The sequence below is a fragment of the Paenibacillus sp. FSL R5-0486 genome, from assembly GCF_037975155.1.
Lineage (GTDB): Bacteria > Bacillota > Bacilli > Paenibacillales > Paenibacillaceae > Paenibacillus > Paenibacillus amylolyticus.
Genome location: NZ_CP150237.1, coordinates 5,190,363 through 5,204,612 on the forward strand (window position 1 = coordinate 5,190,363; position 14,250 = coordinate 5,204,612).

13 protein-coding genes are annotated in these 14,250 nt (G+C 45.1%); 7 read left to right on the top strand and 6 right to left on the bottom strand.

The genetic code is table 11. The annotated features are described in order from the left end of the window. Positions 1-170: 170 nt before the first annotated feature. Complete coding sequence (locus MKY01_RS22960; RefSeq protein ID WP_100528543.1) at positions 171-2,225, top strand: vWA domain-containing protein; 2,055 nt, start codon at positions 171-173, stop codon at positions 2,223-2,225. Positions 2,226-2,407: 182 nt separating this feature from the next. On the opposite strand, the gene MKY01_RS22965 is transcribed toward MKY01_RS22960, so the two are convergent. The 3 genes from MKY01_RS22965 to MKY01_RS22975 all read right to left on the bottom strand — a co-directional run bounded on the left by MKY01_RS22965 (position 2,408) and on the right by MKY01_RS22975 (position 5,552). Beyond that, a complete protein-coding gene (locus MKY01_RS22965; RefSeq protein WP_339283630.1) occupies positions 2,408-3,397 on the bottom strand; it encodes a serine/threonine-protein kinase in 990 nt (329 codons plus the stop codon). 299 nt (positions 3,398-3,696) lie between these two features. After that, positions 3,697-4,566: an alpha/beta hydrolase gene (locus tag MKY01_RS22970; protein ID WP_036615225.1), complete on the bottom strand. Its 870-nt coding sequence runs from the start codon at positions 4,564-4,566 to the stop codon at positions 3,697-3,699. A 332-nt stretch (positions 4,567-4,898) separates the two neighbouring features. Then, positions 4,899-5,552, bottom strand: coding sequence for a ribonuclease H family protein (locus MKY01_RS22975; RefSeq protein WP_127545028.1), 654 nt, complete (start codon positions 5,550-5,552; stop codon positions 4,899-4,901). Positions 5,553-5,706: 154 nt separating this feature from the next. Between MKY01_RS22975 and MKY01_RS22980 the strand changes: the two genes are divergently transcribed. Next, positions 5,707-6,339 (top strand): DUF421 domain-containing protein, encoded by a 633-nt coding sequence (locus MKY01_RS22980; RefSeq protein ID WP_282320634.1) that lies wholly within the window; start codon positions 5,707-5,709, stop codon positions 6,337-6,339. A gap of 142 nt (positions 6,340-6,481) precedes the next feature. Here the strand turns inward: MKY01_RS22980 and MKY01_RS22985 are convergent, their stop codons facing one another. Together MKY01_RS22985 and MKY01_RS22990 are read right to left on the bottom strand one after the other, a co-directional pair. Further along, positions 6,482-7,249 carry an ABC transporter ATP-binding protein gene (locus MKY01_RS22985; RefSeq protein WP_127545022.1) on the bottom strand — a complete coding sequence of 256 codons (768 nt, stop codon included), beginning with the start codon at positions 7,247-7,249 and terminating at the stop codon, positions 6,482-6,484. A gap of 2 nt (positions 7,250-7,251) precedes the next feature. Next, positions 7,252-8,328 carry an iron ABC transporter permease gene (locus MKY01_RS22990; protein ID WP_339287244.1) on the bottom strand — a complete coding sequence of 359 codons (1,077 nt, stop codon included), beginning with the start codon at positions 8,326-8,328 and terminating at the stop codon, positions 7,252-7,254. Between the two features lie 166 nt (positions 8,329-8,494). Between MKY01_RS22990 and MKY01_RS22995 the strand changes: the two genes are divergently transcribed. The 4 genes from MKY01_RS22995 to MKY01_RS23010 all read left to right on the top strand — a co-directional run bounded on the left by MKY01_RS22995 (position 8,495) and on the right by MKY01_RS23010 (position 12,345). Continuing rightward, positions 8,495-9,559 carry an ABC transporter substrate-binding protein gene (locus tag MKY01_RS22995; RefSeq protein ID WP_339283634.1) on the top strand — a complete coding sequence of 355 codons (1,065 nt, stop codon included), beginning with the start codon at positions 8,495-8,497 and terminating at the stop codon, positions 9,557-9,559. A gap of 92 nt (positions 9,560-9,651) precedes the next feature. Continuing rightward, on the top strand, positions 9,652-10,098 hold the full coding sequence (locus tag MKY01_RS23000) for a MarR family transcriptional regulator (protein WP_339283636.1): 447 nt from the start codon (positions 9,652-9,654) through the stop codon (positions 10,096-10,098). A gap of 56 nt (positions 10,099-10,154) precedes the next feature. Next, the gene (locus tag MKY01_RS23005) at positions 10,155-11,015 is read left to right on the top strand and encodes an alpha/beta fold hydrolase (protein ID WP_339283638.1); all 861 of its coding nucleotides are present in this window, start codon (positions 10,155-10,157) and stop codon (positions 11,013-11,015) included. A 124-nt stretch (positions 11,016-11,139) separates the two neighbouring features. After that, positions 11,140-12,345, top strand: coding sequence for an MFS transporter (locus MKY01_RS23010; protein WP_282320629.1), 1,206 nt, complete (start codon positions 11,140-11,142; stop codon positions 12,343-12,345). A gap of 94 nt (positions 12,346-12,439) precedes the next feature. On the opposite strand, the gene MKY01_RS23015 is transcribed toward MKY01_RS23010, so the two are convergent. Further along, positions 12,440-12,892, bottom strand: a complete 453-nt coding sequence (locus MKY01_RS23015) for an Lrp/AsnC family transcriptional regulator (RefSeq protein ID WP_017687134.1) — start codon at positions 12,890-12,892, stop codon at positions 12,440-12,442. A gap of 170 nt (positions 12,893-13,062) precedes the next feature. On the opposite strand from MKY01_RS23015, the gene MKY01_RS23020 reads away from it, so the two are divergent. After that, on the top strand, positions 13,063-14,247 hold the full coding sequence (locus tag MKY01_RS23020) for a serine hydrolase domain-containing protein (protein WP_339283639.1): 1,185 nt from the start codon (positions 13,063-13,065) through the stop codon (positions 14,245-14,247). The last annotated feature ends 3 nt before the right edge of the window (positions 14,248-14,250 follow it).

The window sequence follows — 14,250 nt, forward strand, 5'->3', positions numbered from 1 at the left end:
AATCAAGAGGAAATCGCCTTAACGTATGCGGTGTTGCAATATTCTTCGCTTATCAAAACTACGCATAACGGGGTTTTGTCGAGTATAAACAAAAGTTTTTCAACAAAAATCAGTTTGACCTCTAAAAACAATTGCAGTGCCCAAAACAGAAAGGAGATTCAAAGCATCGTATGATATTAACAAAATTCAAAAAAACATTTTTTTCTATCTTGGTAATCAGCTTTTTAATTCCAGCATGGGACATGGGGAGCATATACGCTGAATCATCCGTCAAGACCCAGACGTATGAAGGCCTCGATGCCATGTTTGTCCTGGATGTTAGCTACTCCATGAATGAGACCGACAAAGATCGCATTGCCGAAGAAGTTATACATATGTTTATGGATATGAGTAGTGGACCTAAGACCCGATTGGGATTCGTAGCTTATAATGACAAGATCACTTCATCCGTACCACTGATGGAGATTTCATCCTCTGGAGCTCGCAATAATCTTCGTAGCCGTGTGGATGGCTTAAAACGTTCGGGATATACAGATCTCGGACTTGGCTTACGCCGAGGGGCTAGCCTGCTCGAACAATCGCAGACGGACAAACGTAAACCATTTATGATTTTGCTCTCTGACGGAGAAACGGATTTGCGAGGATCGACGAGCAGAACACCTGCTGACTCCTCCAAAGATGTGGACAAAGTTATTGAGATGGCACAACAAGCTGGTTATCCCATCTATACTGTGGGACTAAACCGCGACGGTACCGTTAACCCGGCAGAACTGGAGCGTATCGCCAAAGAAACGGGTGGTTCTTCCTTTATCACCGGAAGTGCGGACGATCTGCCTGAAATCTTCAATCGGATTTTTGCAGATCAGATTCAATCCGTTCTTGTATCTGTAGCGGCTGTAACTGCAACAGGAGCAATGCAGGAAGTAACCGTGGATATTCCTAACTCCAGCATGGCGGATGCCAACATTATCATGCTATCTGATCATGCTGTCTCGGAAGCTCAGCTCTATTATCAATCGAGCAATGTCAGCTTCATACGGTCTGATAAATATGCTCTGATGAAGATCATTCGTCCGGTCAAAGGACAGTTTAAACTGAAATTCAAAGGCCGTAGCGGTGATCTGGTGAAGATTAACCTATTAGGGAACTACAACGTCTCTGCGGTCGCAAATATGGCAACGGAGCAGCCCGTCAAGGGGAAGAGCATCACATTTGAGGCATCACTCTACGATCAGGCTGTGGACCCTAAACCCATTAAGGACTTGGATGTGTACAAGGGACTGGAAGCGGAACTCATTGTAACTCCATCTGATGGAAAAACAGAACGTATCCCTTTGACCAATACAGGTAGCGGATTTACGGGAAAATACACTTTTCCCAAGTCGGATTTGTACACATGGGGACTACGAATCGACGGTCCGGACTTTTATCGGGAAATTACTCCGGTTGAAGTAGACATTACGAATCAAGCACCCGTAGCCACCGGCGAATCCATGGTGTTATCCAAAGATGACAGCAATACAGATGTCGACCTGAACAACTACTTTAAGGATGCCAATAATGATCCATTAACGTATGTCCTTGCAGACGGTGGAAGTGAGCGCAAACTTGGAGATGCCATCATTGAAGGCAACCTGTTGCGATGGTCTTCTCTACACACCGGAAGTTCAACGATCAAGGTGACAGCAACGGATTCTGAGGGAGCAAGTATAACTACAGACATTTCGTTGCAAATTCATTCTTTACGTGAAAAGGTACTGCTATATACAGGATTGGGCCTGCTTCTTGCTGGTGGTATTTTCGCACTGTATTGGTTCGTAATGAAGCCAAAACCCGTATTCCGGGGAAGACTGGAAGGATACTTTCTAGCGACAGCGAACGGCGAGGATATACCAGTGACCAATTGGCCTCTCACTTCATTGGAACGCCGAAAAGTAAGTCTCAGTGAACTGTTTGATCGCATGGACATCGGGGTCAAAGTACTAGAAGCGGGACGAATCTGGCTGGAAGCGGGTAAAAAAGAAACGTTATTGGTACGGCACGATACGAATTGTACGGTTGTCCGAGGCCGAACGCCAGTGAAACGCAGACACACGGAAGCTATGGAGTACAATGAAAAGTTGTATATCACGTTTGAGGATGGTGTTACGGAGATCGAAATTCGTTACAAAGCCATCAAACCAAGTACCAATATCTATGTAGGACAAAAGAGAGATCCACAGTAAACTACGTGTTAACTACGTGGAAATGAAGCACGCTGATGTATGTTCTCTCTGAAAATATAATAGAAACAAGCCAGTTCGCCCCATATGTACGGGTAAGAACTGGCTTGTTTCTATTTTACACCTATTTAACGGTTATGCTTTCATTTAAGCGTATCTACTTTAGCAACATAGGTCATGACTGCTTACGCCGTCTCATGTTGCTTTTTCGGCTCCACTTCATAGACCTGCGTATGTTGATTCTCGGCTAAAGACCATTCCACTGTACCTGGCTTGCGCACTTTCCATACCCAGGCTTGAACTCGCAGCGAGCTTCTGACCCAAGCTAAGGAAGCACAGCGTTTCTCAGAACGAACCGTCAACCCCCAATGAATAACACGAGCGAGCCAAGGATTCACATACTCATTATGTGAGCGAACAGATGGCAATTCATCCTGGAACAACCGCTGTTTCACGTCCATAGGGGGTTGCCCACATGTCCAATAATGGAGCAGAGCTGCCAAACTATAGATGTCCGACATCGGTCCTTGACTAGATTTCTCCGAATAAAACTCCAGCGGAGAATAACCTGCCGATGTAAATATCACCTGTTTCTCTCCGGATTGCATAGGCCAACGGGTAGCTGAGCCAAAGTCCAGAAGTTTGGGTGTACCATCCTCCATAACCATAATGTTGGAAGGTTTCACATCCCGGTGAAGAATGCCTTGCTTATGTATGTAATCCAATGTATCCACCAGTGGAAGCAGCGTCTCCGTTATGAAAGCAGCATCAAGAGCATGATTATGTTCATTCAAATACTCGGTCAATGTGATTCCCGTGCAGTATTCCATAACCAGATACCCCGTACCATTTGCTTCAAAATGATCCATATACGATACAATATGGGGATGATCCAGTTTCGATAATAGTTCACCTTCGAGCAGAAATGCAGCCAGTAACTCCTGATATTGCCCACCGTATCCTCGTGAAGAGCAGAACACCCCTCGCTTGTCTGCCTGCCGTTCAGCCATTCTCTGTGGGAAAAATTCCTTAATGGCTATTTTGGCACCTGTATTACGATCTCGCCCTGCATATACAATAGCCAACTCACTGCTGGCCAATACCTGTCTTACCTGATATGTATCATTTATAATCACATTGCGCTGCAATGTCATTTTACAATTGTCTTTTCTCATAACAGACCTCTTTTCAACCTTGTCGATCGGAAGACTTTCCGCGTAAATGCATCACTTGGTTTAACCAGTCAGCAATTCATCGCCAACTATACATATAAACCAAATGATGCAATTTGAAACACCTTCACGCGAAATATTTAAATATTAATGATATCAAGCCTTCTTCGTTCTACTGCTAATCCCTATCCACACTATTCTATAGAAGAAAAGCATTCTCTTATATAGAGTATCGACAGAAGGATGTAATTACTTTATTAAACTGGAGAAAAACATTTCTCATCCTTCATTAACAGCTTTTATTAATAATTATTCTGTAAAAAACGCCCGATTTCCTCGTTCATCTGAACCAATACGTCCTGTGAAGGAAAATGTCCTGTATCATACTTGATGGCTTCTACATTCGTAATAATCTTTTGAGCTCGCTCAATACACTTATCCGCTGGGAAAAAGACATCCTTCTCCCCTACCAATAACAAGGTTGGTGACGTATAATTCACCAGTTCTTCCCGCTCCGTAAGCTTGGGCAGATCCTGATCTATGCTGACGTATTTAAAAAGTTTGCCGATAATGTTTTTATCCATTTCTTTCATGCAGTTGCACGACATGTTGTCCGTAATTTTTTGCAAAGAAGATGGTGAAGACGTCATACGATACTTGACGAGTGGCAACGTGATATCCTGAGCTGTTTTAATTTTGGAATTGACCGCAAGACCCGCAGGAGCAACCAATACAGCACACGAGATGCGTTCCGGAATATAGGTAGCCAGTCTGAGAATAATGCCTCCTCCAAACGATGGGCCGATAAATGCACTCTTTTCGATATCATAGTGATCCAGCAGATCCGATACCCATAATGCCAAACTATCAAACCGTGTCGAGATACTCGCTTCCTCACTATAACCAGGATGACCAATCGTATCAGGAGCAATAATCCGGTATTCTTTAAATAAAGAAGAGAACCAGGACAACGTCATCGGATTCACACAATTACCGCCTTGGAGAATAAATAGCGGCTTGCCATCTAGAGGACCCGTCAGTAAAACATGTGTCTTTCCAAAACGCGTCTCTACATACTCCCGAGTAAATTCCTCACCCAACTCGTTCAAATAAATCTCATACTCTTCAAGTATGCTGCTCTTGCCTTCTTCACTTCTATAAATGGAACTCATGTCTGCCTCCTGCAATATATACTCAAATACCCCATTCTATTGAATGGACTTGCTAATCAATGGACCAAAAAGATAAAGAGGGCCTGCAGATGACAGGCTCCTCCATATGTTTAACTAATCATATTCAGATGATTATAGAGCGGAAACTGGAAATTGTAAATAACGATTCTAATAGACCAGAAATTAAGGAGGCATCCTTTGGAAAAATCAATTTCATAACTCACTAAAAATGGATTTTTGCAACTAGATATAGACAAATTAAACCGCTTTGATCTATATCTAGCCTTAATTGAAGCAGCGAAAGGTATTATGAAATTAATACGGATAAATACCTACTTCCGGCCGTAATCTGCCTTGATTTCGCCCCACTGCTTGGTCTGCCATTTTAGCACTTTATTGCTGTACGTATTCGTCTGGAGCCACTGCTCCGCACGATCAATCATCAGCCAGATTTCTTCTGTGGAGTTGTCTCTTGGTAACGTTGTGGCTACTTTTTTCTGCTTTAGCCATTTCATGGCATTGACCGAGTCGGTATACACCGTTTTGGTACTGCCTTCTTTTTTCAGATGTGCAAGGGCATGTACAATGGCCAAAAATTCGCCCAGATTGTTCGTGCCTTTGGAGATCGGTCCGACGGAGAAAATAATCTCACCAGTGCGGGTGTCTACCCCTTTGTATTCTACAGGTCCGGGGTTACCACGTGTGCCCACATCAACAGAGATGCTGTCGTAATCCACTTCCTCTGACGTTTCCATGCCAGCACTTCTTCCGCTACCAGCCGACTTTGTCTTCGACGCTCCGCCTGCACTTGAACCCCAGTTCCCTTTCCAGCCAGCACGATACGCTTCTTCTGCGGCTGCTTTGGACTCATAGGATTTATATTTTGCTCCAGTATAATGATCCGTCTGCGCTTTGCAATCTGCCCATGTGTTATACACACCCGGCTTCTTGCCTTCCCAGACAACATAGTATTTCTGTTTTGCCACTGTGACCCGCTCCTTTGTTCACTTCATCAATACCCTATTGTAAACGATCCGGTGGGGGGAATGAAAGCTATGGATTTAGCCATCTGCATAATTCCTCCAACTCCAGAACAGCCTAAGAAACAAAGCGCATACTGGAATAGAAAGGAATATACGTATGGACTGGATATGGAAATCTGTTTTACTTGTACTTATCGGCATGATTCTGCTGCGAATTGCAGGACGCAAGTCGATCTCACAGATGAGTGTCGCCACAACGGTCATCATGATCTCCATCGGAACAACGATTGTACAACCCATCGCAAATCATGAGCTTGGCAAAGCGATTGGATCAGCATCGGTCTTCATTTTGACATTGCTTGTAGTGGAACAACTGCAATTGAAATTTAATATTTTTGAACGGTTAATGAGTGGCAGTTCCAAAATCGTGGTAGAGGACGGAAAGGTCATTATCCCGAATCTGAAACGTATGCGTTATACGATGGATCAGCTTGAGATGCATATGCGACAGCACGGAATTACAAGTGTAGATGATCTGGAGACGGCGACGGTGGAACCCAATGGTCAACTTGGTTATGTCCTGAAACGACATGCTCGTCCTGTAACGATTGGAGATCTGGAAGAGATCCTACGAAGTTATGCGATTACAGGTAGTAGTCCAGCAACGGGAGAACACCCCCAACAAGACAACAGCAGCAAGTCTTCAACGCATAGCGATAATTCCTCAGATATTTTTCAAGAAGTCAGCAAAGGTGCTCATGCTCATCCCGTTGATCCTAAGCTTCAATAGTTAATCCCTACCCCACCTAAAAACAAAAGACCGGCCTTGCGAGCATGCAATAACATCGCTCCAACAGGCACGGTCTATTTTCACTTCAATTGATTATTTCGAAAGATTGCTCCAGGTCATCCAAACGAAGATATAGTCCCAATCAACGTGTACTCAGGTAAGCAATGCCTAAGCCGCCCGTAACTGGATTTGTATAGATTTCACAATCGACATCGAACACCTCACCAATCATCTCGCGAGTCAGAATATCAGCCGGTTTGCCATGAACCACAATCTGGCCCTTTTTCACTACATAGAGATAATCGCAATATGCTGCCGCGAGTTCGAGATCATGCAGCGCTGCCAATATGCCAATCCCGAGTCCACGGACAATATTTAGAATCTGAAGCTGGTATTTGATGTCCAAATGGTTCGTCGGCTCGTCCAGGATCAGGAATTGGGGTTGCTGTGCCAAGACACGCGCCAATACGACACGCTGTTTCTCCCCACCAGACAGAGACACGTAATTGCGGTCTGCATGTCCAGTCAGATGTACTTTTTCCAAAGCCTGCTCTACGATTTCATGATCCCGTTCATTATCCGTCTCCAGCATTTTTTTGTGCGGGGTACGACCCATCATGACCATCTCGCGTACTGTAAAATCAAAACTCAATTCATTAAACTGACCAACAACGCCCATGTGTCTGGAAACAAGCTTGGGACTGGATTTGAGAATATCGGTATTGTCCAGAAAAACCTTACCTTGCTGCGGTTTGATCACTTTATAAATGCTCTTGAGCAGTGTTGACTTGCCACAACCATTGGGTCCGATCAGTCCAACGAACTGTTTGCCGTTCACCTGTAATGAAATATCCTTGATGATGTCCGTGTTCAGCACAGAGATGGATACATTTTCTACGTTCAGCTTCATGTTTAATTTCCTCCAAAACCGTAGCCTTTTTTGACCAGCATATACATAAACATTGGTGCGCCAATCATGGCCGTAATAATACCGATTGGCAACTCCACGCTGGATATGAGGGATCGTGCAATAACATCCGTCCAGATGAGGAAAATGGCTCCAAACAGCACGGATACAGGCATCACTTTACGATGGTCGGAACCCACGAGACCTCTGACAATATGCGGAATAATGAGGCCGACAAAACCAATCATGCCACAGCTCGCCACCATAACACCTGTCACCAAAGCGGTTAACAGCATGTACACCCTGCGGTACACACTCAGATTAATGCCCAGCGTAACAGCTGCTTCATCCCCCAATAACATCGTATTAAGAACTCTGGACTGTAAAAGGAAAAATAGAATCGCCACCAGCACGACGATACCCACGAGTGGAAGCTTGTTCCATCCGGAAGCCGCCAGGCTGCCCATGGTCCAGAACGTCACCGTTTTGATGCCTTCAGCATTGTTGGCAAAATAAATAATAAAGTTCGAAAAAGCGCTACATAACGCGTTAATCACCATTCCGGCAAGCACCAGCTTGACCGACGTCATTTTCCCCCGAATCCCTGCCAAAGTCAGGACCAGTAAGGACGCACCCATCGCACCGGCAAAGGCCCAGAAAGCCACCCCCGTCTGACCAAGCCACCCAATCGCACCGAATCCAATGAGAATTGCAAAGGTTGCTCCAAGTGAAGCGCCTGAGGATATACCTAGTATGTAAGGATCAGCGAGCGGATTCTGCACAGCAGCCTGCATAACAGCACCGCACAAGGCCAAGCCTGCGCCGATAAACATCGCCATCAGCACACGCGGGAAACGAATCTGCCAAATGATATCGGTAAAGGAACCTGCCTCAATGGGTGTTGTCCCCCACTGAAATCCCGTTAATTTGGTTAAAAGAATACGATATGACTCCGCCAGTGGAATTTGTACCTGTCCAATGGAAACTGCAATACCTACGGATATAAGCGTAATCATGATTAAAGCTGCAATCAGTAAAGCAAACCCGGATTTACTATGAATCAGAGACTCTCTTTTCCCCATACGCTGTGTCTGAACCTGAACCGTCTGTGCCATCTCTTCCCCCATCAATTCGCGTAAAATGTAGAACAAATTAAATTTAGCTATTTACAATGTGTTTTCTCGGATTATAATTGAGAATGATTATCTTTGTCAATTTAAAACACATAGAAAAGGGGTTCATCATTTAATGAAATTCACATCCAGAACCATTGGCATCGCTGCTCTAAGTCTCCTGTTACTGCTACTTGCAGCCTGTTCGAACGCTTCAACTTCTTCCCCTGCCGAAGAAACAACTTCACCTACTAACACGACAGAAACTTCAGCTCCTGCTGAGAATACAAATAAAACGACGTACCCGCTCACCATTGAGAATTTCACGATCTCGGGTGAGGGCGGCGAGTGGAAACCCAAAGTGCAAGTATTCGATAAAGCACCTGAACGTGTTGTTGCGAATACCCAATCTGCGGCTGAGATGCTCATCAAATTAGGTCTTACCGATAAAATGGTCGGTGTTGCTGCTCTATATGGTTCCGTTACACCCGATGTGGCTGATGATTTCGCCAAAATTCCGGTATTGTCCAAGGATTATGTAGGTAAAGAGCTGGTTGTAGGCGCAAGCCCGGATCTGGTACTCGGACGGGGCGACCTGTTCGCTGATGCAGACTGGGGCGTGGGTACGGTCGATGGATTGAATGACATGAATATACGTACGTTCCTGCAAACGACGAATCACAAAGGCACACTAGATAGCCTGTATAGTGATATTGCACAACTTGGGCAGATCTTCGATGTTCAAGAAAATGCCGCAACTTTCACGGAAAGTCTGAAGACTCGTGTTGCAGCCATTAAGGCAAGTGTAGCGGATCAGCCTGAGCAACGTTTTGCTTATATCGTACCCGCTACAGAAGACACCATTACGGTAAGCAGCATGCAGAACGATACGTATCAGCTTGATGCACTTGGCCTGTTGAAGCTGAAAAATACGTTTGATGGTGTGCAAGGTGAAGTTAGTGTAGAGCAACTGATCACAGCGAACCCGGACTACCTGCTCTTGTCCGCGTATGCCGGTTCACCGGATATCGATATACTGATTCAAAATCTGTATGCGAACCCTGCCCTGCAAAGTATGAACGCAATCAAAAACAAACAGATCTATGTCACAGATTTCAGCCAGTTCTGGGGTTATGGATACCAAATTCTGGATGGCATTGAGAAAATGGGACAGGAAATGAAAGCAAATCCAATCAAGTAATGACTTGAGCCAATGAGCAGGAGAAGACATTCTCCCTGCTCTTTTTTTATACCGCGCATGCAATAAACGATGGATCAAAGCTTGACATTAGTTTGATAACAAACTATATTACACGTATGAAAACAAGAGACGCTATTTCACTCATATCCAAAATTAAAGAGAAGGTCAACCGCTTTATCCTGGCCGAGATGGCTGAGCAGGGAATCCAGGATCTCGCTACGTCCCATGGGGATATTATCTATGCCCTATACAATAATCACAGGATGACTATGGCTGAAATCGCCAAAAAAATTGGCAAGGATAAATCCACGGTGACTGCACTTGTGGACAAATTGGTGCTGACAGGATACGTCGTTAAGGAGCGTGATGCAACAGATTCACGAGTTGTTCATGTAGCTTTGACTGCCAAAGGCGAACAATTAAAGCCAGTCTTCGAAGAGATATCACAGCGCATGCTGAACGTGTTCTATGCGGACGTTACGGAAGCGGAGAAAAAAGAACTGCTACGAATTTTAATGAAGATCCATAGCAACTTCTAATTTTTTTTGGAGAAATAGTTTGATATCAAACTAATAGTTTAGAGGAGGTTTTTGGTATGACGGACTACACTCAATTTTTACCGGAACATGAGGTAAAGAAGATCGGAGAACATGATTTACACTTGGAGATATTCGCAGGAACCCCGCCTCATGACGAAAAAACAACGACCAAGAAGCCCCCACTACTGTTCGTTCACGGTGCATACACAGGTAGCTGGATGTGGAGCAAATATATCCCCCACTTTGTCCAGCACGGTTGGACCTGTTATGTCATGAACCTGAGAAGTCACTACAAGAGTCGGGTCATGGATATGACAATGATTACGTTTGACGATTATTTAGAGGATATTCGTGAAGTGTTAGCCGAGTTCAACGAGCCTCCCGTCCTCATTGGCTTTAGTATGGGTGGGATTCTCAGTCAAAAGATTGCAGAAACCGTTACTCTGGCAGGCCTGGTTGTGATCGACGCCAGTCTGAGCAAGGAAGTGCATGCGCTAATCCCCTACCCGGAAAGTAATCGTATCACACCTGGAATTATCATGCCTGCACCTGTCCGTGATGAACTAACCAGTATAGATGAGACGGCAGAAGACATTGCTTTTCAGCTTAAATATCTGCAAACGGAATCTGCGAAGGCATTTGCTACCTTTTCAATCCTGCGAGGAGCCGATGGCGTATCCATTAATGGCGACCTGATCCATTGCCCCAGCTTGGTGATCAAGGCTGTCTCCAGTGAAGACGAAGATCAGAGAGGCAAATTAACCGCCAAGCAACTGCATGCTGCATATGCCGGACTGTGGGATACGACCCATACAGGTTTACTGGTAGGCCAACGGTACATGGAACCTGTCGATATCATCCTTGAATGGATGAACAGACAGTTCCCCTTTGAATTAACGGAAAAACTCACAAATTAAAATAAATACCATGTTAAGGCCCCCTTCTCACCTTTAATCCTGTATGCAAAAGTTTGATTTTTTCAGATAAGCTTATATGCATAGTTCTGGATAGGATTAAAATATAAGAAATGAGGTTTTATTCATGACCGCTCACACATCCCTCCCAAACCAAGGGGAGATTCCTTCCATATCTTCAAAACGCCTTCCGTGGGCTGGGCTTCTTGCATTAGCCATGGCGGGATTTATTTGCATCCTCACTGAAAGCCTGCCTGCGGGACTGCTGCCGCAAATTGCAAAAGACTTGGGGATCACAGAAGCCCTCACAGGACAGTTGGTGACTCTTTATGCCATTGGATCACTTGTTGCTGCCATTCCCTTGACTACTGCTACACGCGGATGGAGACGCCGACCTCTACTGTTAGTATGCATTAGTGGTTTTCTTGTCTTTAACACCGTTACCGCCTTATCTTCGGATTACATCCTTACACTTGCTGCTCGTTTCATGGCTGGAGTCTCTGCGGGTGTGTTATGGGGCATGACAGCTGGTTATGCTCGTCGAATGGTCCCGGATTCGTTAAAAGGTAAAGCCATGGCCGTGGCTATGGTCGGCACACCGGTAGCATTAGCCCTGGGTGTTCCAATCGGTAGTTTTCTCAGTTCTTATGTCGGCTGGCGCCTCATCTTCGGGATGGTATCTCTTCTAACCGTAGCTTTAATCGTATGGGTTCTCTGGAAAATGCCGGATTTTGCCGGAGAGCCAGCTGGTGAACGTCTTCCGCTGCATAAGGTGTTTTTAATTCCGGGAGTTAGGCCTATTCTGTTTGTTGTTCTGGCCTGGATGCTTGCCCATAATATCCTTTACACCTATATTTCTCCCTACCTAGCCCAGACCGTATTTGCTAACAGAGTAGACTTGATTTTGCTCATTTTCGGTTTTACTTCCATTGTTGGAATTTGGTTAACCGGAATGCTCATTGACCGATTTTTGAGGAGATTGGTAATCATTAGCTTGGCAGCATTCGCTCTCGCGTCTGTCGTGATGGGAATCGGTACTCATCAACCTATGATTATTATCCTTGGCATCATGATCTGGGGAATTACGTTTGGTGGGGCTGCCACGCTACTACAAACTGCCATTGCTCAAGCCGGAGGCAAAAGTACAGATGTCGCCCAATCGATGCTGGTTACAGCATGGAATCTGGCGATTGGCGGAGGAGGCATCATCGGGGGCATCCTTCTTGAGCTATTTGGAGCAGAATATCTTCCTGGGGCACTGTTTATCTTGCTCATTCCTGCGTTGCTTGTAGCTATGCGGGCTTATAAATATGGATTTACCAGAGTAAATTAACAGGAAGGCATTTTGCATGAGTTACACACAGGAGGAAAGAGGAGTTCACTTGATGTGGACTCCTCTTCTGTTTTTCATTTTAAAGACCAGAATCTTATTCTGCCTGTGCCAACAGATTTGGTCCTTCCACGAGATTTTTATGTGCAATCGGAGAAGACATGGTGATTAAAGTCATGTAAGTACCGTACGGATCACACTTGTTCTGAAACTCCTCGAGTCCCTGAATGGTATCTGTGAGGATTTTCAGCAAGTAATTGTACTCTCCGCTTATCCGATAACATTCCACAACTTCAGGTGACGCACGACAGAAATCCAGGAAAGGATAACAATCCCGCGTACGAAAAAGAACATAGGCTGTGCTCTGCTTGCCCAATTTGGATGGGGAGATTACGGTTCGATATTCCTCGATGATTCCCTTTTCTTCCATTCGTTTGACTCGTTCAGTAACAGCGGGCTGAGATAACCCCACCAATTTGCCTAGTTCGGTCATGGATAATCTCGCCTGATTCTCCAAGTGATACAGAATATGCTGATCTATTTCGTCCATGTGATCCACTCCTTTAAATACATAAGATATATTCAGAAATTACCTTAAGTATATTCGCCAATTCATTATAATGCCTTTAACAAACCATGTAATACAAGATCAATCATTTATATAATAAACACAGTTATCACGAGAAATCAAATACATCAGTTGGTGAGAGGAAGATAAACATGAGAAAAAAAGACATGACGACATTGCATAATTATGTGGATGAAGCCATTGACCGCGCTCTAAGCGAAAAAAGAATCGTAGGAACAGTTGTACAAGTTGCTTTAAGAGGGAAACTGATATACAGCCGGGCTGCTGGTTTCGCGGACAGGGAGCAAAAGCGCAGCATGTCGGAAAACGCTCTGTTTCGACTTGCTTCCGTAACCAAACCTATTGTCTCGACAGCAGCTCTGGCATTAATCTCACAAGGAAAGCTGAGTCTGCATGATCCGGTGACACGCTGGCTTCCTGCATTCCGGCCCAAACTCGCTAGTGGTCAGGACGCTTTAATATCAGTACATCAGTTGATGACGCACACCGCAGGCTTGACATACAGTTTCTTCCAAGAAGATCAGGGAACCTATGAGCTTGCAGGGGTATCGGACGGAATGGATTGGTCTGAAATGAGTCTGGAGGAGAATCTGCAGAGGCTGGCTTCTGCTCCTCTTTTGTATGAGCCAGGCAACATGTGGAGATATTCCATTGCGACAGATGTACTTGGTGCCGTTATCGAAAAGGTAACTGGGATGTCACTACGAGAAGCTGTCAACACGCTGGTTACTCATCCACTCCACATGACCGACACTGACTTTGTTGCGGTGGATTCGGAACGATTAACAGCCGCATATGCTAATGGTTCTGAAGAACCGCGTCTCCTTCATCAGGAGTTGGAGCTGATTCCTTTTATTAAGGGTACTGCTGGCTTCCGACTGTCACCCAATCGTGCCAATCGTACTGCTGCTTACTTATCGGGCGGAGCGGGTATGGTTGGAAGTACCGGAGATTTTCTTACTTTACTTGAAGCATTGCGACAAGGAGGACAGCCTCTTCTTACAGAAGCCGTTGCGGCTGAGATGTCCACCAATCAAATCGGGGATCTCGTGATGCCATATTGGCCAGGCAGAGGGTTTGGCCTTGGTTTTACAGTACTTAAAGATCCTGTCGCAGCCGGTACACCGGAATCCCCGGGTACGTGGCGTATGGGTGGAACTTACGGTCATTCCTGGTTTGTTGATCCAAAAGAAGAACTTAGTGTTGTAGCATTCACCAACACGGCACTTGAAGGGATGTCGGGCCAGTATACCACCGATATCTGTGGTGCAATCTACGCAGGCATTCGTGAAGGCAAAGAGGCTACACGAATATAAATA